Genomic DNA, 23,116 nt, shown 5'->3' with positions numbered 1-23,116 from the left:
GCGAAGATGCCAGGCGCTTCCCCCAATGCCCCCACTGGAGTGAGTCGATGAGTCGCGAGCGCGTTCCCCACCTGGTCGTTGTCGGCGGCGGTTTTGCCGGTCTCTGGGCCACCCGTGCCCTGGCCCGCGAGCGCATACGCATCACCCTGGTCGACCGCCGCAACCATCACCTGTTCCAGCCGCTGCTGTACCAGGTGGCCACCGCCGGCCTGTCCGCGCCGGATATCGCCGCACCGCTGCGCCACATCCTCGGCCACCAGCGCAACGTGGAAGTCCGCCTCGGCGAAGTGGTGGCCATCGACAAGCAGGCACGGCAGATCGGCATGGCCGATGGCAGCACGCTGGACTACGACAGCCTGCTGCTGGCCACCGGCGCTACCCACGCCTACTTCGGCAACGACCAGTGGGCCGAAGATGCCCCCGGCCTGAAAACGCTGGACGATGCCATTGCGCTGCGCCGCAAGCTGCTGCTGGCGTTCGAGCGTGCCGAGGCCGAACCGGACCCGACCAGGAAGGCGGCGTGGCTGAGTTTCGCCATCGTCGGTGGTGGTCCCACCGGCGTCGAACTGGCCGGCACGCTGGCCGAGATCGCGCGCCACACGCTGCGCAACGAATTCCGCCACATCGATCCGGCCAGCGCCAAGGTGCGCTTGGTCGAGGCTGGGCCGCGCGTGCTGTCCTCGTTCCCGGAAGTGCTTTCGCTGAAGGCGCGCCGCCAGCTGGAAAAGCTGGGCGTGGAAGTGCTGACCGGTACCCCGGTGAGCGACATCGACAGCCAGGGCTTCAAGCTCGGTGAGCAGTTCGTGCCGGCCCGCACCGTGGTCTGGGCCGCCGGCGTGGCCGCTTCACCACTGGCGCGCACGCTGGACGTGCCGCTGGACCGCGCCGGCCGCGTGCAGGTGCAGCCGGACCTGACCCTGCCCGATCACCCGGAGCTGTTCGTGGCCGGCGACCTGGCCGCACTGAGCCAGGCCGACGGCAAGCCGGTTCCCGGCGTGGCGCCCGCGGCCAAGCAGATGGGCAAGTACGTGGCCGAGGTGGTCCGCGCGCGCCTGCATGGCAAGGCGGCACCGGGGCCGTTCAAGTACGCCGACTACGGCAACCTCGCCACCATTGGCCGCATGGCCGCGATCGTGCACCTGGGCCGGCTGCAGCTCTCCGGCGTGCTGGCCTGGTGGTTCTGGCTGGCCGCGCACGTGTTCTTCCTGATCGGCTTCCGCAACCGCATCGTGGTGCTGCTGAACTGGGCGGTCGCGTACTGGAGCTACCAACGCAGCGCGCGCATCATCTTCGGTGATGATCAGGACGACCGGCGGCCGAGGCGGTAAGGCCGCACGCAACAGGGGTCGGATCCCTTTCCGCGGGAAAGGGCTCTGACCCCGTCAACAAACATGGAGCGCCATCCACGCATGGCGTGGATCTACTTCCGGCAGAAGTCCTCCTTCCTCGCGGTGTCCGCAATCTGCGCGGTACTCCAATGCCGGGTGATCCAGATCGCCAACGCGGTGCTGCTGAGATGCCAGCGCAGCATGCCGCGCCGAGGTTGCCGCCACAGGTGGCGCCGGGCAATCCAGAAGGCCTCCCGCTCCACTTCAGGCACCTTGTTCTTCATCCCGTCCTTGTCGAAGAACTGGGCGGTGAAGCGCCAGGGGTTCATCGGCTGGTATCCCGCCCGTGGCTCACCGCTGCACGCAGCCACACCACTGGGCGCGCGGTCGGCCGGCTTCGGCCGACCGTCCACCAATGCCAGCCCGAGCAGATACAGCAGGCCAGGCAGCAGCGCGATGCCGGCGACCAGCACGACGACGGAGATCCATGCGTTGCCGGCGGCACGCATCGCTCAGTGCGCCTTCGGTTTCGGGTACCACAGTGCGTTGACGATGACCCAGCGCTGGTCGAAACGCCCCATGTGGAAGTAGTCGACGAACCACGGGGTTTCCAGCCGCACCGAGGCCGCGTTGCCGGTCACGTCCAGCACCGTGCAGCGGCGATCCCATTGATCCTTCGGGGTCTTCAGCGCGCCCTGTTTCGTCAACGAGACCAGCTCTTCCTTCGACATCCGGCGCAGGCCCAGGCGCTCGTCGGGTGTATCGCCGAGGACCGCGCGCTTGGCCAGGTCCGGGTGCAGCGAACGGGCGACGCGCTGCGGATCGGCCTCCAGCTGGCCATCGACGTGGTCGTGGCAGGTGGCTTCGATGGCCGCGATCGTGGCGGGGTCGGCGGCAGGGCTCGTTGCTGCGGAGAGAGCGAATAGCAGGGCGATCGTGGACATCCGGGTCTCCAGCTCTGGGCGCGGGGCGATCATCGCATGGACCGGGTAGCCCATCCACGCAGGGCGTGGATCTACTGTAGAGCCGAGCCCGTGCTCGGCTCCCGCATCGGGCAGACGGAACAACAGCCGAGCGTGGGCTCGGCTCTACAGAAGCGCAGGATCCGTTGCCTGCAGCCAGGCCAGCTTGCGTTCGCGGGGCTGCTGCTTGAGTTGCCACTCGGCCCGCGAGGCGGCGGCCCGGTCCGGGTATTCGCGCACGGCCAGCACGCGCAGCGGCGGCCGGGCCCGGGTGTAGCGCGCGCCCTTGCCGGCCTGGTGGGCGGCGAAACGCGCCTCCACATCGGTGCTGATGCCGGCGTAATAGCTGCCATCGCGGCATTCGAGCAGGTACAGGAACCACGGGCGGACGGACGAGGCCATGCCTGGATTATGCCGTGCTGCACTGCAGCGGATATACTGGCACCCGAATGCAGGAGAGAGGCGCCGCGCTGGCGCCCGCCGAAGGCGCAGGCTCCCATGATCGCTCAGGCCGGTGGGCTGGAATCCCACCAACCATGCATTCGACTCGCCGAGCTGGAGAGAGGTCACCGGGCATGCCCGGGGCGATCCGCCGAAGGGGCACGCGGCCCATGCCGCTGAACTCTCAGGCAAAAGGACAGCGGGAGCGGCACCGGTCATCGTCATCCCGTCATTGCGCAGGCAGTGGCGGTGGTCGCGCATGGCCGGCCCCACCGCGCCCGGAGCCTGTCCCATGCTGCTGTCCATCATCTACCTGATCGCCATTTCCGCCGAAGCCATGACCGGCGCACTGTCCGCCGGCCGCCGCCGCATGGACCTGTTCGGCGTGGTCATGATCGCCTGCGTCACCGCCCTCGGGGGTGGTTCACTGCGCGACATCCTGCTCGGCCACTACCCGCTGGGCTGGGTGAAGCACCCCGAGTACCTGGGCTTCACCGTGTGCGCGGCGCTGATCGCCACCTGGGTGGCGCGCTGGATGCACCACTTCCGCCGCACCTTCCTGGTGCTCGACGGGCTGGGCCTGATCGCCTTCACCCTGATCGGCTGCTCGATCGCGCGCGAAGCCGGCCATGCAATGCCGATCGTGCTGATCGCCGGCATGCTGACCGGCGCGTTCGGCGGGGTGCTGCGCGACATCCTCTGCAACGAGGTGCCACTCATCTTCCAGAAGGAGCTGTACGCGATCATCGCGCTGCTGACCGGCGCGGCCTATCTGTTGCTGCTGCACTGGGGCGTGGCCGATGCCACCGCGATCCTGTGCTGCCTCGGCGGCGGCTTCGCGTTGCGCCTGCTGGCGATCCACTACCGCTGGGAAATGCCGAAGTTCGTGTACCACGACGAAGTGCATTGAGCCTCTTCGTAAAGTCGAGCCATGCTCGACTGCTCTTTGCAGGAAACCAACGCGCTTCGCGCGCAGGTCGGGCATGGCTCGACGCTACAGGAAGCGGTATCACCACCCCGGCGATGTACCTGGCGCTGTCGCTCATGCGCAGCGCCAGGCGCATCGCCGGTGCAGATGGGCCGGCCTCCAACTCCGACCGGCCCTGATCGCGGCCGCACCCCCGCAGGCGCTGGCCGCCATCCACACACGTGCCGCACTCAGGCGGCTTCGATCAGGCTGCTTCGGACACCTTCACGTCGCGACGGGCGCGCACGGCCGCAGCCAGACGCTCCAGCACCGTCACGGTGGTGTCCCAGTCGATGCAGCCATCGGTGATGCTCTGCCCGTAAACCAGCGGCTGGCCTTCCACCAGTTCCTGGCGGCCACCGACCAGATGGCTCTCGATCATCACGCCAACGATGCGCTGTTCGCCGTCTTCCAGCTGAACAACAATGTCTTCGATCACCTTCGGCTGGTTCTCGGGGTTTTTCAGGCTGTTGGCGTGGCTGGCGTCGATCATCAGGCGCGTCGGCAGCTTGGCCTTGGCCAGCACCTGGCAGGCGTCGGCGACGCTGCCGGCGTCGTAGTTCGGCTGCTTGCCGCCACGCAGGATCACATGGCAATCCGGATTGCCGGTGGTCGACACGATGGCGGTGCCGCCCTGCTTGGTGACCGACAGGAAGTGATGCGGGTTGGACGCCGCACCCACCGCGTCAGCGGCGATCTTGACGTTGCCATCGGTGCCGTTCTTGAAGCCGACCGGGCACGACAGCCCCGAGGCCAGCTCACGATGCACCTGGCTTTCGGTGGTACGCGCGCCGATCGCGCCCCACGCCACCAGGTCGGCGATGTACTGCGGCGAGATCACATCGAGGAATTCGACACCGGCCGGCAGGCCGAGCTTGTTGATGTCGCGCAGCAGGCCGCGTGCGATGCGCAGGCCCTTGTCGATCCTGAAGCTGCCGTCCAGGTCCGGGTCGTTGATCAGGCCCTTCCAGCCCACCGTGGTGCGCGGCTTCTCGAAGTACACACGCATGACGATTTCCAGTTCGCCGGCCAGCGCGTCGCGCAGCGGCTTCAGGCGCTGGGCGTATTCGATGGCGGCCTTCGGGTCGTGGATCGAGCACGGGCCCACCACCACTGCCAGGCGGTCGTCACGGCCGTGCAGGATCTGGTGCAGGGCCGCGCGCGAGGCGCTGACGGTGTCGGAGGCTTCATCGTCACAGGGCAGCATCGCCAGCAGCTGGGCAGGCGGTGTCAGCGGTTCGATGGTGCGGATGCGCAGGTCGTCGGTGTGCGGGGGCATTGCAGGAGATCTCCGGAACGTTGGGGTCCCCAGCGTGGCGGCATGAAAAAAGCCGCCAGGTTCGCTGGCGGCTTTCGGGAATGCGTCTGAAGCTTTCTTCAGGATGAGCGCAGTCCTTCCTCCGCCAGTGGCTTCGGAAAGTAATACCAGTAAAAGCGGGTGGCGGCTGCGTTCATGGGGTGTATTGATAGCACAGCTTTTGCGCAGTGCAAAATGTTTCATCCGCAACCGCGGGTGCGGTTCAGCGAGGCGCGCGCCGGCGCTGCCCACGCGGCAGCAGCCACGCAAAGCCGCTCATTTGCCATGCACTTCCACGTCCAGCAACAGGCCTTCGTGGATGTCGGCCCAGCGCTCCAGCACGCGGTCCAGCTCCTGCCTGGCCTCGTCCAGCTGCTCGGGATTGAGCAGGGAACGGGCGGTGTAGAGGTCGGAGACCAACCGCCGCAGGGCCGCCTCCGGGATGGCCACCGACGGCCCTTCCCGCCCCGGCAACTGCAATGCCGGGCTGTCGCCAAGCGGGCCGAACAGCGTGACCTGGAGCGTGCTCTGCATGATCAACTTCCCTGCGGATGGACATGGGCAATGTCCTGTTTACCGCGTCCGGGTGACAGGCGCATGTGCCATGCGCGTACGGAGACGCTGCTACAAGGCGGCCAGGTCGGCAAGGTGCTGCCCCATCCCATCGTCTGCGCCGACGGCGTTGACGGTGGCGAAGTACTGATGCCAACCGGTGGCGGCAATGCCGGCCACCAGCGCATCGGCGTCCGCGCGGCTTGCACAGCGCCAGACCGCATAGAACTGCTCATCGCTGCCGTGCTGTACGCCCCTGGCAATGCGGCCCATCGCCAGCAGTGTGATGCGGACCGGATCGAACTGCTGCATGCCTGCACCGATACGGGCGAAGAAGGCATTCCGCTGCTCGGGCTGGAGCGTGGTCCAGGCGGGGGTGGCGGTATAGAGCTCGATGAAGGTGTGCGACATGCTGCTTCTTCCTTGAAGGTTTGGGGGTTGCCGGCCAGCGGCCGGCACTACCGGAGCGAGCGCATGGCGCGTTTGCGGATGTAGGCATTGGCATCACCAGGGTGCTGCTGTTGCCAGCGCGCGCACAGCGCACGCAGCCACTGCGGCTGTGTCTTGCCGGCATCATTGAGCCAGTTGCCGACCGAGTCCTGCACATAGCGCTCCGGGTCGTCGGCGAGTGCTTCCAGCATCGCCTCTGCAAGTTCCGGCTGCCGCTTGAACAGCGCGACATGTGTGGCCCACACGCCGCGCGGGCGCAGCGCTTCGCAGGCGAAGCGGCGCAGGTACGGCGATCCTTCCTGCGTCCATGGTTGCAGGTACTCCAGCGCCTGCAGTGGTGCGGCAACAATGTCGGCACGCAGCGCCAGCCACGCCCATTCGCGCACGCCGAAGTGCGGGTCGTCAGCCAGTGGCCGCATCGCCTGCAGCTTGGCCGGCAGCGTCGCGTCGGCGTCGCCGCCGATCAGGTAGCAGGCCCAGCCACGCACCGTGTCTGACGCATGCGCCTGCCAGCGCGCAGGCTCCCCCTGTCCGGCTTCGTGCAGCAACCGCGCCGCCAGCGCCATGCGCTGGGTGATGCCCTTGCCTGAGGCATCGCGCATGCATTGCAGCGATTCCGGCTCAAGGGCAGGCGCCACCACCTGCAGCAGCGCGGTGAAATCCACGGCCAGGCATTCGGCCAGATGGGTGGCAGCAGCGCTGCCACTGTTGAGTGCATGCAGCCTTTGCGCAGGAACGGGCGTGCTCATGCTGCCGATTCCCGCCCGCCGTCCGTGTGCTGCCAGACCTTGTGCAGCAGCTGCGACAGCTGCTGCTGTTCACCCGCATCCAGGCCGTCGAACAGGCCGCTGATCCATTGCGTGTGCTGCTCGAACAACGACTCGGCCAAGCGCTTTCCCGGTGCGGTCAATACGATCTGCAGACGGCGGCCATCCCCGTCATCGCTGCGACGCTGCAGCAGGCCTTCACGCTGCAGGCCATCGAGCAGGCCGCTGATGGTGGCACGGGTCACGCCGGCACGCTCGGCCAGCAGGTGCGGCGGCAGCGTGCCACCGGCCCCGTGCAGCAGGAACAGCACGACGAAGCGGCCCTCGCTGAGCCCATGCGGTGCCAGCCGCGCGGCGCAGTCGCGATCGATCGACGAGGACAACGAGAGCAGCTGGAAGCACAGGCGCAGTTGCGCGATGTTGGCGTGGCCGCGTCGCTGCGATTCCTCCAGAAGGGCCTGATGCTTGGCTTCGATCATCTCACGAACGCGATATGGTTAGGCGCCTAATCATATCACCGGATAGCCGCTACCTGTAAATCACAGCCGATATCAGGGGAGCTTTCCCAGCAGCAGGCGCGCGATCAGCCCGCCACCCTCGCGGTGCAGCAGCTGCAGTTCGCCTGCGTGACGCCTGGCCACGTTGGCGGCCATGGCCAGTCCCAGCCCGGTCCCACCGGTAGCGCGACTGCGCGAGCTTTCGCTGCGCTGGAACGGTTGCAGCAGGCGGACACGATCAGCTTCGGCGATGCCCGGCCCGCGATCCATCACATCCAGCTGCACCCCATGTCCCCACACGGCGACATGCAGCTCCACGGCGCCCGCGTAACGCTCGGCGTTGTCGATGAGATTGTCGACCGCGCGCCGGAGCAGCAGCGCATCGCCATGCCACGGCAGCGTATCCGGGCACTGAAGCGAAATGTCGACCCCGCGCAGCAGCGCCCCTTGCAGGCATTCCTGCAGCAGGGCAGCCAGATCCAGCGAGCGCATCTGCAAGGGCTGCAGCTCGCCGCGTGCATAGTCCAGCACCTGCTCGATCATCGCGTCCATGCGTTCGATGTCCGCCACCATCCGGGCGGCCTGTGGTGCGGGAGCGAACTCGGCGCGCAGGCGCAGGCCGGTCAGGGGCGTGCGCAGGTCATGCGCCACTGCCGCCAGCATATGGGTCATGTCCTGTGCCTGGACCCGCAGGCGTTCGCGACCGGTGCTGATCGCGGCGGCCAGCATCTGCACTTCGCGTGGGCCATCGTCGGGCAATGGCGACTCGGCCTGCAGGTCGACGCGTGCGCTCGCTTCGGCCAGGCGCCGCAGCGGGCGCCCCAACCGGATCGACGCCCACGCCGCCAACGGCGCCAGCAGGATCGCACCGCCCAACAGGGCGAGCATCACCTGGCGGCGCCAGGCCGCCAGGTCACTATGGTCGCTGCCGACCACCCGCCAGCGGCCGTCGGCCTGGCGCATCCCCAGTTCAAACGGCGGCCACTGCATCGCGGTCAGCAGCGCGGCCTGTGATTTCAGCACGCCAGCACGACCGGAGGCGTCCAGTACCGCGCCACCCTCGATGACCTGCACATCGGGCGCCCTGCCCTGCCCCGTCCATGCCAGGCGTACATCCTCGGCCGGCATGCCCATCTGCGCGGCCGCCAGCTGCGCGAGCCAGTCGCTGGCGCTACCTTGGGGGGGCGCGTCCTGCGTCGCCCTGCGCAATCCCAGTGACGCCGGCGCCTGTTCCCCACGCAGTACCTGCATCGCATGGTCCAGCCGCATCGGTGGCGGCGCGGGCCGGGGCATCCAACCCACCACTGCAACGCTGGCCAGGGTTGCCAGCAGCAGGCTGGCCAGCGCCAGCATCGCGATCCAGCGAGTGGTCGACCACCGGCTGCTCACAGCACCTGTACCTCAGCGTCGAAGCGATACCCTTCCCCGCGCAGTGTCTGCACGAGGGCTTCTGCCCCGGACGCGGCCTGCCCGAGCTTGCGGCGCAGGCGGCTGATCGCGAGGTCAATGGCACGGTCCACGCTGTCACTGGCTTCTCCGCGACTCAACTGCAGCAGCTGCTCACGCCCCAGCACCCGCCCGGGACGTTCGGCCAGCGCCAGCAACAGGGAAAACTCGCCACGACTCAGCACCAGCTCGGCACCGTCCGGTGCGAACAGGCGACGCTGGTCGGGCAGCAATCGCCAGCCATCAAACCGCAGTTCGCTGGCCACCTGCGTGCGCAGCTTGTCCTGACGGCGCAGCAGTGCGCGTACCCGCGCCAGCAGTTCACGCGGATCAAAGGGTTTGGCCAGGTAGTCGTCCGCGCCCATCTCCAGGCCGATCACGCGGTCCGGTGCAGCCCCCATCGCCGACAGCATCAGGATCGGGATCGCCCTCGCCTGCAGCCTGCGGCAGACCGACAGCCCATCCTCACCGGGCATCATCCAGTCGAGGATGATCAGGTCCGGTCGTTCGGCCTGCAGCAGCACGTCCAGTGCCGCCGCATCCGCCGCCAGGCGTACCTGGTAGCCGTGCAGCAGCAGGTGGTCGGCGATGGCGTCGCGGATGCTGGCATCGTCGTCGACGACGATGACACGGATGGGAGTACTCATTCGGACAGTATCCAGCACCTGTGTATCAGGACGGTATCAACGCCGATATTCCGGCGATACGCCGCCGTGCGCCAATGGTCACCCACGATCACTGCGGAGTCTTCCCTTGCGCCTCTTCCTGTTGCCCCTGTTCGCCGCTCCCTTGCCTGCGCTCGCCTCCAACGCCGCCGCGCACATCCTGCCGATGTGGATGCAGGGCGGTCATCCGGCGGTGGCCGTCTCGCTGGACGGGCGCGCCGAACCGCTGCGCTTCGTGGTCGACAGTGCCGCCGGGGCAACGCTGGTCGATGCCCGCGTCGTGCGGCGCTATGGCCTGGAGGATGCGGATGCAGAGGTATCACAGGCGCAAGGGGCGAGTGCAGCTTCGGCGCGGTTGCAGCGCATGCGCAGCACGTCCTGGCAGCTGGGCAGCTGGCAGCTGCAGGCCGAAGCCATGAACGTCGATCTGTCATCGTTGCCGAAGGATGATGATCCAGCCATCGACGGCTTGATCGGCAACGATCTGACCGGGCGCTGGGACACCCGTTGGGACTTCGGCCGCAATCAACTGGCGCTGTGGACACCCGGCGGATTGAACCTGGAAGGACCGGGTTGCCAGCCCAATGCGCTGCCCGGCCGCACTGGCGGCCTGCGCCAGTTCGGCTTCATCACGCTTGCACTGGGCGCGCCTGCGGTGGACGCCATCGCCGTGGTCGACACCGGTGCCGCACAGACCGTCCTCAACGCCGAAGCCGCCCGCGCACTGGGGCTGCGCACCGACGGCAGCGACGCGCGGGTGCGGGTGCGTGAAAAGGGCACCGAAGGCCTGGGCGGCGGCAAGCAGGCAACCTGGCTGTACACCCTGCCCGGCATGACCGGCGGCGGCTGGCAGCACCCGTCGATGGAGGTCCGCATCAGCGAACTGCCGGTGTTCAAGGCGATCGGCCTGGAGGGCCGGCCGGCGCTGATCCTCGGTGCCGATGCAATGCGCGGCGGCCAGGTGGACATCGGTGCCGGCGCGGCGCGGATCTGCCTGCGCCGGCCGCAGGCCGGCTGACATCTGGCGATGACGCCAGCGGCAGCCCGGCGTAGCATCACCGTGCGCCCCACCAGGAGTTCCACGCATGTGCCGTGCCACCCTGATGTTGCTGACGCTACTCCCGCTGGCGGTACTGGCCGCGCCGCCACCCGTGCCCTCGCCCACTCGCATCGATGCCGAAGCACGGCGGCTGATGCAGGCGGCCCATGCGCGCGGGATGGCGCTGGCGGTGATCGATGACGGCAAGGTGGTGCATGTGGCCGCCTACGGTGAACGCAACGCCGCAGGCGAGCCGCTGCGCACCGACACCGTGATGTATGCCGCATCGCTCACCAAGATGGCCTTCGGCCACCTGGTCGCACAGCTGGCGCAGGACGGGGTGATCGATCTGGATGCCAGCATCGCCACAGCTCTGGACGTGCCGCTGCCAGACTACCCGCCCGAACCGAAAAAGTACGCCGACTACAGCGTGCTGGCGAGTGATGCACGCTGGCGCCGGCTCACGCCCCGAAAGCTGCTGAATCACGCCAGCGGCTTTGCCAACTTCGGCTTTCTCGAACCGGATGGCCGGTTGAAGTTCCACTTCGAGCCCGGCAGCCGCTACGGCTATTCCGGCGAGGGCCTGATCCTGCTGCAGTTCGTGATCGAACGTGGGCGACTGGGCGAGGATGTGGGTGCGTTGATGCAGCAGCGCGTGTTCGATCGCTTCGGCATGGCGCGCACCAGCATGTCGTGGCGCGCGGATTTCGCCGGCAACCTGGCCGATGGCTGGACCGTCGAAGGCAATACAGAGCCGCACGATCAACGCAGCCGTGTGCGGGCGGCAGGATCGATGGATACCACCATCACCGACATGGCCCACTTCGCCGCCGGTTATGTGCGCGGCGATGGGCTGTCTGCGGCAATGCGCAGGGAACTGGTGCGGCCGCAGCTGCCGATCACCACCGCCAGCCAGTTCCCAACGCTGCAGCCGGAGCTGCCCGTTGCGCAGCAGCACCGGGATCTGGCCGCGGGCCTGGGCGTGGTGACCTTCCGTGGCCCCCAGGGTGCAGGCTTCTACAAGGGCGGCCACGACGATGCGGTCGGCAACACCCTGGTGTGCATCGAGCGGCACAAACGCTGCGTGGTGATCCTGGGCAACGATGTACGGGCCGAGGCCACCTTCCCGGCACTGGTGGCGTTCGTGCTGGGTGATACCGGCGTGCCATGGCAGTGGGAATACGGCGCGGCGAAGGCCTTCGTCGAATGAAGGCGCGATGATCCCTGGGCGGGGAGTGCGGAGGGATGGGAGCAACCATGCATGGCGTGTGGATCCACCTCACGCGTGGATGCCTGCTCCGCTCAGCGCGCCTGCTCGAAGAACATCAGGTACACCAGCCGGCCATTCTCCGGGCGGTCGCCGAACGCTGGCCCGGCGGTATGCCAGAACCAGGGCCGCAGCAGCACCAGCCGGTTGAAACGCATCGGGATGCGCATGGTCATTTCCCACTGGCTGTCGTCGTTGCTGTCGCGCTCGATGATGTCACGATGCATGTCGCCGCCGTTGGCATAGCCCAATGCGGCCAGCTCCGCTGCATCCAGGGCCATGCGCTCGGTGCCGGTACGGCGGTGGCGGAAGAACTCGGTGCCGCCCTCGCAGTGCTCCGGTGCACTCAGGTAGAGGATGCCCGACCAGTGCGAGTGATCGGCGTGCACCTTGGCGCGGCCGGTGTCACCGGCCAGGGTAAGGCGGAACTTGCCATGCGACTGCAGTGGGTTGACCGGCCGCAGCGGTTCGTTGACCAGCCGCGAGACCGCGCCGGACAGCCCATCCAGTTCCAGCCGCTGCTGCGAATTGCGGCCGGGGAATGCACCCTCCTGCACCGGATAGGTCAGGCCCAGCGCCGCCTGGCGCAGCCCCTGCGCATCGGCAGGAGAAAGGAAGTCGTCGACGACGATGAAGGAGGTAGGCATGGCCACCGAGCGTAGCGATGCGCTGCTGCGGCGGCAACCGGGCAACGAAAAACCCCGCCTTGCGGCGGGGTTCTTCCTTGCATCGGGAGGGCGTGCCGACCAGGGTCGGCAACGACCGCCCGGGGGACGTGGACTTAGAAGTCCATGCCGCCCATGCCACCCATGCCGCCCATGCCACCGGCGCCACCCATGGCCGGCTCGTCCTTCTTCGGAGCTTCGGCAACCATGGCTTCGGTGGTGATCATCAGGCCAGCGATCGAGGCGGCGTTCTGCAGCGCCGAACGGGTCACCTTGGTCGGGTCCAGGATGCCGAACTGCAGCATGTCGCCGAACTCGCCGGTGGCGGCGTTGTAACCGAAGCTGCCGGTGCCTTCCTTGACCTTGTTGATGATGACCGACGGCTCGTCACCGGCGTTGGCCACGATCTCGCGCAGCGGGGCTTCCATCGCGCGCAGGGCGATCTGGATGCCGTGGTTCTGGTCTTCGTTGGCGCCCTTCAGGCCGGCCAGCGCGGTGATCGCGCGGACTAGGGCAACGCCGCCGCCCGGAACCACGCCTTCTTCAACGGCCGCACGGGTCGCGTGCAGGGCGTCGTCGACGCGATCCTTCTTTTCCTTCATTTCGATTTCGGTCGAGGCGCCGACCTTGATCACGGCAACACCGCCGGCCAGCTTGGCCACGCGTTCCTGCAGCTTCTCGCGGTCGTAATCCGAGGAGGTGTCCTGGATCTGGGTCTTGATCTGCGCCACGCGTGCATCAACGTTGGCCTTGTCGCCGACGCCGTCGATGATGGTGGTGTTCTCCTTGGAGACCTGCACCTTCTTGGCGCGGCCCAGGTCCTTGATGGTGGCCTTCTCCAGCGACAGGCCGACTTCTTCGGAGATCACGGTGCCGCCGGTCAGCACGGCCATGTCTTCCAGCATCGCCTTGCGACGGTCGCCGAAGCCCGGGGCCTTGACGGCCACGACCTTGACGATGCCACGGATGGTGTTGACTACCAGGGTGGCCAGCGCTTCGCCTTCAACTTCCTCGGCCACGATCAGCAGCGGCTTGCCGGCCTTGGCGACGCCTTCCAGCACCGGCAGCAGGTCACGGACGTTGGAGATCTTCTTGTCGTGCAGCAGGATGAACGGGTCATCCAGGTCAGCGGTCTGCGACTGCTGGTTGTTGATGAAGTACGGCGACAGGTAGCCGCGGTCGAACTGCATGCCCTTGACCACGTCCAGCTCGTTGTCCAGGCCCGAGCCTTCTTCAACGGTGATGACGCCTTCCTTGCCGACTTCCTTCATCGCGTCAGCGATGATCTGGCCGATCGACTCGTCCGAGTTGGCCGAGATGGTACCGACCTGGGCGATCGCCTTGTCGTCGGCGGTCGGCTTGGAGATGTTCTTCAGCTCGGCGACGGCGGCCGAGACGGCCTTGTCGATACCGCGCTTGAGGTCCATCGGGTTCATGCCGGCGGCAACGGCCTTGGCGCCTTCGCGGATCAGGGCCTGGGCCAGCACGGTGGCGGTGGTGGTGCCGTCGCCGGCATCGTCGTTGGTGCGCGAAGCAACTTCCTTCACCATCTGCGCGCCCATGTTCTCGAACTTGTCAGCCAGTTCGATCTCCTTGGCGACGGAGACGCCGTCCTTGGTGATGGTCGGCGCGCCGAAGCTCTTTTCCAGCACGACGTTGCGGCCCTTCGGGCCCAGGGTGGCCTTGACGGCATTGGCGAGAACGTTGACGCCGCGCACCATGCGCGAACGGGCGTCTTCACCGAAACGAATATCCTTGGCAGCCATTGCATTTACCTCATTGGTAGCGCCGGACGATGCCCGGCGGCTGGGAGTTTGGGATCAGGTTGAAACAGGTCGCGCCGGGGCTCAGCCGATGACGGCGAGCACGTCGTCTTCGCGCAGGACCTTGTATTCGACGCCTTCGCTCTTGTACGAGCTGCCGGCGTACTGGCCGTAGATGACCTTGTCGCCGACCTTCAGCGACGGCGCGCGCACGTTGCCGTTGTCCAGCGGCTTGCCGGGGCCGACGGCCACGACCTCACCCTTGGTGGACTTTTCCTTGGCCGAGTCGGGGATGACGATGCCACCGGCGGAGATTTCGTCGGCTTCGATCGGCTTGACCACAACGCGGTCGTGCAGCGGCTTGATGCTCATAGGAGACCTCTTAAGTGATTGATTGGTCTAAAAAAGTCCGGCGATGTTAGCACTCACCCCAGGCGAGTGCCAGAACCGCACGTGAAGAAACCCGACAACGTCGGGAGCAGGGCAGAGATGGAGCCCCGCCGCCCCCTTTCAAGGGCGGAATGAAAAAATTTTTCCGCCCGCGCGCCTCGGCCAAGGCGTCGGGCTTGGACAATTTCGGTGACAAGCGTCGCACTGTCAGATATCTGACGTTCATTTACGACAAAGTGTCACTGGATCGGCCTTAGGCTCGGTCAGGCATTCCCAATCACAAGGAGTAGTCGATGCGATTGCTGTCCCCGCTTGCCGCCGCCTGCCTGCTGGCACTGGCCGCCGCGCCGGCCCAGGCCGAGGTTTTCATCAACGAACTGCACTACGACGACAGCACCGCCGCCGGTGACGTCGGCGAAGCCATCGAAGTGGTCGCCACCGCCGGCGAGGACCTGTCCGGCTACCGCCTCTACCTCTACAACGGCAGCAATCCTTCGGCGGCCGCGGTCTACGCCAACAACCCGGTCCCGGCCGGCACCGCCGCCGGCTGCGGCAGCGCGACCATCGCCGTGGTCAACTACCCGACCAACGGCATCCAGAACGGCCCCAACGACGGCATCGCCCTGGTCGATGCCAGCGGCAAGGTGGTCCAGTTCCTCAGCTACGAGGGCGCCATCACCGCCTCCGGTGGCCCTGCCGCCGGCATGACCAGCCAGAACATCCCGGTGGCCGAGACCAACAGCACGGCCGCGGGCACCTCGCTGCAGCTGACCGGCAGCGGCAGCCAGTACACCCACTTCACCTGGGCCGAGTCGGCCAGGCAGACCTTCGGCAGCTGCAACAACGGCCAGACCTTCAGTGGCGGCGGAACCCCGGGCCCGAACACACCGCCGTCGGTCTCCACCACCACCCCGGCGCAGGGCAGCAGCACCTTCCCGGCCGCCGCCGACCTGGAAGTGGTGTTCAGCGAGACGGTGAACCTGGCCAGTGGCGCCTTCGCCCTGAGCTGCGGCACCTCCGGCAGCGTGCCGTTGACCTTCCCGGCCAGCGGCCGCAGCGTGAAGCTGTCCACCAACACTGCGCTGGTGGCCGGTGAGGCCTGCCGCTTCGACATCCGCGCCGCGCGCATCACCGACCTGCAGGGCGCGCACCCGGCCGCCGACAGCCGCATCGCCTTCACCGTGGCCAGCACCGGCGGCAATCCGGACCCGGGCAACCCGGGCGTGCCGGCCGGCTATTACTCCAAGGTCAACACCAGCAGCCCCAGCCAGCTGCGCTGCTCGCTGCATGCCACCATCAAGGGCCACACCGCCTACCCTTACAGCGGCTCGGGCACCAGTACCTGGACCATTCTGGAAATCGCCGACGAGGATCCGAACAATTCCGGCAGGATCCTCGATGCATATCGCAACCACAGCTACGCCAAGGTGACCGATCGCGCCGGCAGTGGCAGTGGCCTGAAGTACAACCGCGAGCACACCTGGCCGAACTCGCTGGGCTTTGCCACCACCACCGGTGACAAGGGCCTGCCGTACGCGCCGTATACCGACACCCACATGCTGTACCTGACCGACGCGCAGTGGAACGCCGACCGTGGCAACAAGCCGTTCGGCAAGTGCGACGCCAACTGCGGCGAGCGCGCCACCGAGGCCAACAACGGCCAGGGCGGCGGCAGCGGCGGCTATCCGGGCAACTCCAACTGGGTGCGCACGCCGGACGGCAACACCGGCACCTTCGAGGTGTGGGGCAAGCGCAAGGGCGACATGGCGCGTGCGGTGATGTACATGGCGATCCGTTACGAGGGCGGCAAGGATGCGGCCACCGGCCAGTCCGAGCCGGACCTGGAGCTGACCGACGACCGCAGCAAAATCGTCAAGACCAGCAGTTCGCCGGCCTACATGGGCCTGCTGTCCACGCTGATCGACTGGCACCTGTCCGATCCGCCGGATGATGCCGAGCGTGCGCGCAATGACGTGATCTACAGCTTCCAGGGCAACCGCAACCCGTTCATCGACCACCCCGAGTGGGCAACCCCGGCCCTGTTCACCTCGGCCAAGCCGGCCACCTGCCAGCTGGCCAACTGACCGCGCAACGCAGCGGTCCACTGCCGCCGCCCGGCCCTGACCCGGCGGCGGCCCTATACTCGGCGGTCATGTCGACCGTCGATCCCGTCCTGCTGCTGTTGACCACCTGCCCGGACCGGGCCAGTGCCGAGCGCATCGCGCACGCGCTGGTCGGCGAGCGCCTGGCGGCATGCGTGACCCGCCTCGATGGCGCGCAGTCGACCTACCGCTGGCAGGGGGAGGTGACCACCGACGCCGAACTGCAGCTGCTGGTGAAAACCACCGCGAGCCGCGTCGATGACGCAATTGCCCGGATCGTCGCACTGCATCCGTATGAACTCCCGGAGTGCATCGCGGTCGAAACCCGGGCCGGCCTGCCGGCGTATCTGGACTGGATCCGGGCACAGACCCGGGAGGACACTGATTGAAGACTCTGTTTGCGCGCGGCGCCGCCTTGTGCGCCCTGTTGTGGCTCTCGCTGCCGGCCTTCGCGCTGGATGAGAAGGACCTGCTGCCGGTGGACCAGGCGTTCGCGCTGACCGCCAGTGCCCCCGAACGGGGCCAGGTGCAACTGCAGTTCAAGATCGCACCGGGCTATTACCTTTATCGCCACCGCACCAGCGTCAAGGCCGACCCGGCCTTCAATGCCGGCGCGCTGCAGATGCCCAAGGGCGACAAGCACCACGACGATTTCTTCGGCGAAGTCGAGACCTATCGCGAGCGCCTGCAGGCCACCCTGCCCGGCACGCCGTCCGAGGCTGCCGGCACCATCAGCCTGGAAGTGCGTTACCAGGGCTGCGCCGATGCCGGTGTCTGCTACCCGCCGCAGAAGCGCGTGGTGCAGGTCACCCTGCCGGGCGCCGGTGCGGCGGCGGCGGTGCCTGCCGCGCGTGCCGGTGCGGCCAACCCGTTCAACAACCCGCTGGCCGGTGCCGGCAACAGCGGTGGCCTGCGCCTGCCGGGCGCGGCCAACAACAGCCAGGCCCTGCCGCTGCCGTCGGAACAGGCGTTCGGCTTCGATGCCATCGCCAGTGACGGCAACACCCTGCTGCTGCGCTTCAGCCCAGCGCCCGGCTATTACCTGTATCGCGACCGCACCTCGCTGAAGCTGGAAGGCAGCGCCGGCGTGCTGGCCGGCAAGCCGCGCTGGCCGGCCGCGCAATCGCATCGCGACGAGCACTTCGGCGATGTCTCGGTCTACTTCAACCAGGTGGAAGTGCCGCTGCCGCTGCGCCGCACTGTCACTGATGCCGTCGACAGCACCTTGGTGGTGACCTTCCAGGGCTGCCAGACCGATGGCATCTGCTACCCGCCGATGACCCGCCGGGTGAAGCTGTCGATTCCCGCTGGCAAGCTGTCCGCCAGCATTGACCAGGCGCCAGCGCGCAACGAGGTGATCAGCCCGCTGCCCGCCGCCGGCGTGCCACGTGAATCCGCCAACGGCGCACCGTTGCGCCTGCTGCCGACCGTCCCCAACGACGGCATTGCCACTCCCGCCGCCAGCGGCAGTGAGGGTGCGCGCAATGAGTTCGCCGCCGACGCGCGCGATGGCAACGCACTGCGCACGCGCCCACCGGCGACAACCCCGAACCCGGACCGTTCGTTCGTGTGGGTGCTGCTGCTGGCGCTGGCCGGTGGCCTGGTGCTGAACCTGATGCCCTGCGTGCTGCCGATCCTGTCGCTGAAGGTGCTGAGCCTGGCGCAGAGTGGCGAAAGCCCTGAGCGGGCACGCAGCCATGCCCTCTGGTACACGCTGGGCGTGCTGGTCGCGTTCGCGGTGATCGGCGCGCTGATGGTGGGCCTGCGCGCGATCGGCAACGCCGTCGGCATCGGCTTCCAGCTGCAGCACCCGGGCGTGGTGGCGGCGCTGGCCTACATCATGTTCGCGGTGGGCCTGAGCCTGTCCGGCGTGTTTACCCTCGGCGGTGGCATCGGCAACCTCGGCCAGTCGCTGGCCAGCCGCAGCGGGCCGGCCGGCGATTTCTTCACCGGTGCGTTGGCCTGCCTGGTCGGCAGCGCCTGCGTCGGCCCGTTCATGGGCGGGGCGATCGCCTACGCGTTCATTGCCCCGCCGCTGAAGGCGATGACCGTATTCCTGTTCCTCGGCCTGGGCCTGGCGCTGCCGTTCCTGCTGATCGGCTTCGTGCCGGCGCTGGCACGCCGCCTGCCCAAGCCCGGCCCGTGGATGGAAACGCTCAAGCACGTGCTGGCCTTCCCGATGTATGCCACCGCGCTGTGGCTGCTGTGGGTGCTGGGCAAACAGCGCGGCGTGGACGGCATGGCACTGGTGCTGGGTGGCCTGCTGCTGTTCGCCTTCGGCCTGTGGCTGTTCGAGCGCAATCGCTGGACCGGCTCGCGTGCGGTGACCCTGCTCGGCGTGCTGCTGGCGATCGGCGCGCTGGTTCCTGCATGGGGCGTGACCCAGCTGGCACCACCGGCGCGGGCCGCACAGGCCGCCAGCGAGAACGTGGTCGAGTATTCGCCGCAGTTGCTGGACCGCCTGCGTGCGGACAACCGCGTGGTGTTCGTCAACATGACTGCCGACTGGTGCGTGAGCTGCAAGGCCAATGAACGTGCCGTGCTGTCGCGGCCGGAGTTCAAGGAACTGCTCAAGCGCACCAACGCGGTGTACATGCGCGGTGACTACACCAACGTCGACCCGCAGATCACCACGTTCCTTGAAGAGCACAAGGCCGTGGGCGTGCCGCTGTACGTGGTGTACGGCCCGGGGGCGCCGCCGACCGTGCTGCCGACCCTGTTGACCCAGGCGGTGGTCGAGGAAGCGCTGCTGCGCACCGCACGATGAAGTGGCAACGGCCAGCGCTGCTGTGGACAGCGGTGCTGGCCGCCGGCCTCGGCCTGTGGGCCGGGCATCGATTCTCACCCGGCCCGTCTGCACCGGCCGCGCCAACGACGGCTTCCACAGCGACGGCCGTGAAGCCTGCCCTGCAGGTGGGTGATCCCTTGCCGGCGCTGATCCTGCCGGACCTGGCGGAACAGCCGCTGGACCTGCGCGCCCGCTTCGCCGGCCGGCCGCTGCTGATCAATGTCTGGGCCAGCTGGTGTGCGCCCTGCGTGGAAGAGATGCCCGAACTGGCCCGCTTCGCCGAAGCCCAGGGCGACAACGGTGTGCAGGTGCTGGGCATTGCGCTGGATGCTCCGGACGACGTGCGCGCTTTCCTGCTGCGGGTGCCGGTGGACTACCCGATCGTGGTCGAGACGCCGGGGCCACGCGATGCCAGCGTGCAGCTGGGCAATACGCAGGGCCTGCTGCCCTACAGCGTGCTGTTCGATGCACAGGGACGGCGGGTGAAGGCAAAGCTGGGGCCGTTCGCCCACGGCGAGATCGACGGCTGGGTGAAGTGAGGGTGTTTTTGCAGGGCTTGCAGCCCTGCACCCTGCTCAATGCAACGGCAACAGCCAAAGCGGGCTTTCCGTGGGATGGCGGGGCGCTGTGGCCGTGCAGGACACGCCGTAAACCCGTCCGTGGGGGCTCGATGGCGCCATCCATGGCGCCAACGGTCCTGCACAGCCACACCGCCCCACCTTCGACAGATTCCGGCGGCTGTTGGTAGGTGTCGACCTTGGTCGACACATCTGTCAGATATCGATATTCAGAACGGAATCAGACCCCGTGCCGACCAACGGTCGGCACCCACCAAAGCAGAACGTCGTTCCGACAGATCGCAGGAAACTGTCGAAGGCGGGGTGGGTCCGGTTGAGGGGGTGTCCGCGGCATGGATGCCGCGGCCAAGGCTACAGGGACGTACTTGCGCCGTCCCCCGCAACCGGACCCGCCCCGCTTCCTCACAGGAAACCCGCTGTTGCTTCGGCTGTTGCTTCTGAGGTTGCCGGCCAGGCCGGCACTACCGCGGGTGCCGGGCGCAGCCCGGCCGGCAACCCCTGCTTGACCGCAGGCAGGGCGCCACGGAGAATTCCGCGACTAATTCTCATTTGCTGTTGCGCAGGATGCGGGCGGCAGCCTCCCGGGCCCCTCTCCTTCGATGTTCAAGAACGTCCTGTTCCAACTGCATTGGCTGCTGGGCATTACCGCCGGTGCCGTCCTGGCCCTGATGGGCCTCAGCGGCGCCATGCTGTCCTTCGAGGACGAGCTGCTGCGCGCGGCCAATCCTGGCTTCGCTGAGATCGCCGAGCACCATGCGGACGGCCAGCATCCCCTTGCACTCAGCGAACTGGTGCCGTTGCTGCAGGCTGGCAGCGAGCGTCCCCTGCAACGCCTGCGCGTGGATGCCACCGGACAGCGGCCGTCGGTCGCGCGCTTTGCCGGCGGCAAGGAACACTGGGTGTACTTCGATCCGTACAGCGGCGAGCGCTTCAGCGCCCTGCGCGGGCAGGCATTCTTCGACGTCGTCGAGGACCTGCATCGCCACCTCGCTGCCGGTGAGCGCGGCAAGTGGATCACCGGCAGCTGTGCAATCGCGCTGCTGTTCTTCACCCTGTCCGGTCTCTACCTGCGCTGGCCACGACGCTGGTGGCACTGGCGCAGCTGGCTGGCGGTGGAGTGGACGCGCAGCGGCCGAGGCTTCCTGTGGAGCCTGCACTCGGTGGTCGGCACCTGGGTGCTGCTGATCTACCTGATGAGTGCGCTGACCGGCCTGTGGTGGTCGTTCGACTGGTACCGCAACGCGGCCAACACGCTGCTCGGTGTGGCGCCGGCGGCAAAGCACACGGTTGCCGCCGACGCGGCACTGGACGTCCATCGCATCGAGGCCACGCTGTACGCGCTACCCGGCGTGCGCACCGGCTTCATCGACCTGCGCCTGCCGGAGAAGCCGGGGCAGGCGCTGAACGTGCGGGTGATGGCCGGTGATCCGTCGCAGCGCGGCGGCCACCACGACCGTGCGCATGACCTGCTGCAGCTCGATCCGGCCAGCGGCGCGGTTCTCGATGCCCGCCCGTACGCACGCCAGGGCGCGGGCGGACAGCTGGCCACCAGCGTGTTCGCGCTGCATTCGGGCAGCTACTTCGGTGTGCCCGGGCGCGTGGTGGTGATGCTCAGCAGCCTGGGCATGAGCCTGTTCTTCATCACCGGCTGGATGCTGTACCTGGACCGCCGCCGCAGCCAGCGTGCAGCGCGAGGGCTGCGCCGCGCGCTGCCGGCCACGACCACCGATGGCCGTGGTCCGCCGTGGCTGGTGGTGCATGCCAGCCAGAGCGGACTGGGCGAACAACTGGCGTGGCGTGCGGCCGCGCAGCTGCAGGCGTCCGGTCATGCGGTGCAGGTGCTATCGCTGGCCCGCGTCGATGCCGCGACGCTGCAGGCCACCTCCCAGGCGCTGCTCGTGCTGAGCACGTTCGGCGACGGCGAGCCACCGGATGCCACGCGCCGCGCGGCGCGGCTGCTGCTCGCACAACGCTTGGACCTGTCGCGCCTGCAGTTCGGCCTGCTCGCGCTGGGCGACCGCCAGTACCCGCATTACTGCGGCTTCGGCCGCCAGTTCGATGGCTGGCTGATCGGCAACGGCGCGCGCCCGCTGTTCGAGCGCATCGATGTCGATGCCGCTTCGGTGCCGGCATTGCGCCAATGGCAGCAGCAGCTGGGTACGCTCACCGGCATCGTCACCGATGACAGCGTGCTGCCTGCGGCTACGCAGATGCATGAGTGGCGCCTGCTCGGCCGCGACCACCTCAACCCGGGCAGCGTCGGCGGAGCCATCTGGCGTATCCGTCTTGCCGCACCGGCCGACGTGCAGTGGCAGGCGGGTGACATCCTGCACATCGCACCCCGCCACAACGCGCGGCATGCCGGTGCCGTGCTGAAGGGACACGGTCTGGATCCGCTGCAGCCCCTGCTGGTCGATGGCCATCCGCGCACGCTGCTGGCGCTGGCCAGTGAACGCGAGCTGCCCGAGGCCGATGCCGCGCTGGCGGTGCAGGATGCCTGCCTGTGGCTGGCCGGGCTGCCGCTGCTGCCCAGCCGCGAGTATTCGATCGCCTCCTGCACGGATGATGGCGTGGTGGAGCTGGTGGTGCGGCTGGTGCATGACGCCTCCGGTCGCGCCGGGTTGGGCTCGGGCTGGCTGTCGTTGCATGCACCGATCGGTGCCGGCATCGTCGCCCGCGTGCATCGCAACCCCGGTTTCCATCGCGTCAGCGGCGCGCCGATGGTGCTGATCGGCAACGGCACCGGCATCGCCGGGCTGCGCAGCCTGTTGCGCGAAGCTGCCCACGCAGGCGAGCGCGGGCACTGGCTGCTGTTCGGTGAACGCCAGCGCGCACACGACTTCCTGTTCGCCGACGAGATCGAAGCCTGGCAGGCCAATGGCCATCTCACGCGGGTGGACCTGGCGTTCTCGCGCGATGGCGAGGGTGGTTACGTGCAGGATCGCCTGCGTGCGGCCGTCGATGCGCTGCGCGACTGGATGCACCGTGGTGCGGTGATCCATGTCTGTGGGTCGTTGCAGGGCATGGCCGAAGGCGTGGACCAGGTGCTGCGAACCGCGCTGGGTGATGAAGCGGTGGAAACGCTGCTGGAAAACGGGCGCTACCGCCGCGACGTGTATTGATTCCTGCCGCCGAACGCTGGTGTGAGCCGA

22 protein-coding genes and 2 riboswitches are annotated in these 23,116 nt (G+C 67.8%); of the genes, 9 read left to right on the top strand and 13 right to left on the bottom strand.

The genetic code is table 11. The features are described 5' to 3' along the window. Positions 1–47: 47 nt before the first annotated feature. Positions 48–1,328, top strand: coding sequence for an NAD(P)/FAD-dependent oxidoreductase (locus AC5P53_RS02030; protein WP_142235122.1), 1,281 nt, complete (start codon positions 48–50; stop codon positions 1,326–1,328). 92 nt (positions 1,329–1,420) lie between these two features. Here the strand turns inward: AC5P53_RS02030 and AC5P53_RS02025 are convergent, their stop codons facing one another. From AC5P53_RS02025 to AC5P53_RS02015, 3 genes are all read right to left on the bottom strand, one after another. Beyond that, complete coding sequence (locus AC5P53_RS02025; protein WP_049408667.1) at positions 1,421–1,837, bottom strand: hypothetical protein; 417 nt, start codon at positions 1,835–1,837, stop codon at positions 1,421–1,423. A 3-nt stretch (positions 1,838–1,840) separates the two neighbouring features. Then, positions 1,841–2,272: a nuclear transport factor 2 family protein gene (locus AC5P53_RS02020; protein ID WP_134809355.1), complete on the bottom strand. Its 432-nt coding sequence runs from the start codon at positions 2,270–2,272 to the stop codon at positions 1,841–1,843. A gap of 144 nt (positions 2,273–2,416) precedes the next feature. Beyond that, entirely contained in the window at positions 2,417–2,692 is a 276-nt protein-coding gene (locus AC5P53_RS02015; protein WP_111206764.1) for a GIY-YIG nuclease family protein, read from the bottom strand. 40 nt (positions 2,693–2,732) lie between these two features. Next, positions 2,733–2,822, top strand: a riboswitch (glycine riboswitch). Between the two features lie 13 nt (positions 2,823–2,835). After that, a riboswitch (glycine riboswitch) is annotated at positions 2,836–2,941 on the top strand. A gap of 82 nt (positions 2,942–3,023) precedes the next feature. Here AC5P53_RS02015 and AC5P53_RS02010 point away from each other — a divergent pair. Further along, the gene (locus AC5P53_RS02010) at positions 3,024–3,641 is read left to right on the top strand and encodes a trimeric intracellular cation channel family protein (protein ID WP_005411215.1); all 618 of its coding nucleotides are present in this window, start codon (positions 3,024–3,026) and stop codon (positions 3,639–3,641) included. A 262-nt stretch (positions 3,642–3,903) separates the two neighbouring features. On the opposite strand, the gene AC5P53_RS02005 is transcribed toward AC5P53_RS02010, so the two are convergent. The 7 genes from AC5P53_RS02005 to AC5P53_RS01975 all read right to left on the bottom strand — a co-directional run bounded on the left by AC5P53_RS02005 (position 3,904) and on the right by AC5P53_RS01975 (position 9,354). Next, positions 3,904–4,977, bottom strand: coding sequence for a 3-deoxy-7-phosphoheptulonate synthase (locus AC5P53_RS02005; protein ID WP_134809357.1), 1,074 nt, complete (start codon positions 4,975–4,977; stop codon positions 3,904–3,906). A 294-nt stretch (positions 4,978–5,271) separates the two neighbouring features. Next, entirely contained in the window at positions 5,272–5,529 is a 258-nt protein-coding gene (locus tag AC5P53_RS02000; protein WP_014038658.1) for a hypothetical protein, read from the bottom strand. 90 nt (positions 5,530–5,619) lie between these two features. After that, a complete protein-coding gene (locus AC5P53_RS01995; protein ID WP_134809356.1) occupies positions 5,620–5,958 on the bottom strand; it encodes a DUF6616 family protein in 339 nt (112 codons plus the stop codon). 47 nt (positions 5,959–6,005) lie between these two features. Then, on the bottom strand, positions 6,006–6,746 hold the full coding sequence (locus AC5P53_RS01990) for a DNA alkylation repair protein (protein WP_014648587.1): 741 nt from the start codon (positions 6,744–6,746) through the stop codon (positions 6,006–6,008). Continuing rightward, entirely contained in the window at positions 6,743–7,243 is a 501-nt protein-coding gene (locus AC5P53_RS01985) for a MarR family winged helix-turn-helix transcriptional regulator (protein ID WP_111206766.1), read from the bottom strand. Before AC5P53_RS01985 ends, AC5P53_RS01990 begins: the two co-directional genes overlap by 4 nt. Positions 7,244–7,315: 72 nt before the next feature. Then, on the bottom strand, positions 7,316–8,614 hold the full coding sequence (locus AC5P53_RS01980) for a sensor histidine kinase (protein WP_014648589.1): 1,299 nt from the start codon (positions 8,612–8,614) through the stop codon (positions 7,316–7,318). 32 nt (positions 8,615–8,646) lie between these two features. Beyond that, the gene (locus tag AC5P53_RS01975; protein ID WP_014648590.1) at positions 8,647–9,354 is read right to left on the bottom strand and encodes a response regulator transcription factor; all 708 of its coding nucleotides are present in this window, start codon (positions 9,352–9,354) and stop codon (positions 8,647–8,649) included. Positions 9,355–9,460: 106 nt separating this feature from the next. Between AC5P53_RS01975 and AC5P53_RS01970 the strand changes: the two genes are divergently transcribed. After that, entirely contained in the window at positions 9,461–10,390 is a 930-nt protein-coding gene (locus AC5P53_RS01970) for a retropepsin-like aspartic protease (protein WP_241887574.1), read from the top strand. Between the two features lie 67 nt (positions 10,391–10,457). Continuing rightward, positions 10,458–11,621: a serine hydrolase domain-containing protein gene (locus tag AC5P53_RS01965; RefSeq protein WP_069117774.1), complete on the top strand. Its 1,164-nt coding sequence runs from the start codon at positions 10,458–10,460 to the stop codon at positions 11,619–11,621. A 92-nt stretch (positions 11,622–11,713) separates the two neighbouring features. Here AC5P53_RS01965 and AC5P53_RS01960 read toward each other — a convergent pair whose 3' ends face one another. The 3 genes from AC5P53_RS01960 to AC5P53_RS01950 form a co-directional block, all read right to left on the bottom strand. Continuing rightward, the gene (locus AC5P53_RS01960) at positions 11,714–12,325 is read right to left on the bottom strand and encodes a DUF6445 family protein (RefSeq protein WP_032958237.1); all 612 of its coding nucleotides are present in this window, start codon (positions 12,323–12,325) and stop codon (positions 11,714–11,716) included. Between the two features lie 134 nt (positions 12,326–12,459). Further along, the gene (groL, locus tag AC5P53_RS01955) at positions 12,460–14,109 is read right to left on the bottom strand and encodes a chaperonin GroEL (RefSeq protein ID WP_005411226.1); all 1,650 of its coding nucleotides are present in this window, start codon (positions 14,107–14,109) and stop codon (positions 12,460–12,462) included. An 81-nt stretch (positions 14,110–14,190) separates the two neighbouring features. Further along, the gene (locus AC5P53_RS01950; protein WP_005411227.1) at positions 14,191–14,478 is read right to left on the bottom strand and encodes a co-chaperone GroES; all 288 of its coding nucleotides are present in this window, start codon (positions 14,476–14,478) and stop codon (positions 14,191–14,193) included. A gap of 311 nt (positions 14,479–14,789) precedes the next feature. On the opposite strand from AC5P53_RS01950, the gene AC5P53_RS01945 reads away from it, so the two are divergent. The 5 genes from AC5P53_RS01945 to AC5P53_RS01925 all read left to right on the top strand — a co-directional run bounded on the left by AC5P53_RS01945 (position 14,790) and on the right by AC5P53_RS01925 (position 23,086). Next, positions 14,790–16,580, top strand: a complete 1,791-nt coding sequence (locus tag AC5P53_RS01945; protein ID WP_014648594.1) for an endonuclease — start codon at positions 14,790–14,792, stop codon at positions 16,578–16,580. A 68-nt stretch (positions 16,581–16,648) separates the two neighbouring features. Next, complete coding sequence (cutA, locus tag AC5P53_RS01940) at positions 16,649–16,987, top strand: divalent-cation tolerance protein CutA (RefSeq protein ID WP_014648595.1); 339 nt, start codon at positions 16,649–16,651, stop codon at positions 16,985–16,987. Beyond that, positions 16,984–19,365, top strand: a complete 2,382-nt coding sequence (locus tag AC5P53_RS01935; protein ID WP_053494579.1) for a protein-disulfide reductase DsbD family protein — start codon at positions 16,984–16,986, stop codon at positions 19,363–19,365. Before cutA ends, AC5P53_RS01935 begins: the two co-directional genes overlap by 4 nt. After that, positions 19,362–19,925, top strand: a complete 564-nt coding sequence (locus AC5P53_RS01930) for a TlpA family protein disulfide reductase (protein WP_134809363.1) — start codon at positions 19,362–19,364, stop codon at positions 19,923–19,925. Before AC5P53_RS01935 ends, AC5P53_RS01930 begins: the two co-directional genes overlap by 4 nt. Positions 19,926–20,563: 638 nt before the next feature. After that, positions 20,564–23,086: a PepSY domain-containing protein gene (locus AC5P53_RS01925; protein ID WP_495227072.1), complete on the top strand. Its 2,523-nt coding sequence runs from the start codon at positions 20,564–20,566 to the stop codon at positions 23,084–23,086. Positions 23,087–23,116: the final 30 nt, after the last annotated feature.

It is taken from the genome of Stenotrophomonas sp. YJH_SMC_82 (assembly GCF_059368875.1).
Note: the sequence above shows the minus strand (reverse complement) of the source record. Positions and strands in the feature narration are given on the sequence as shown.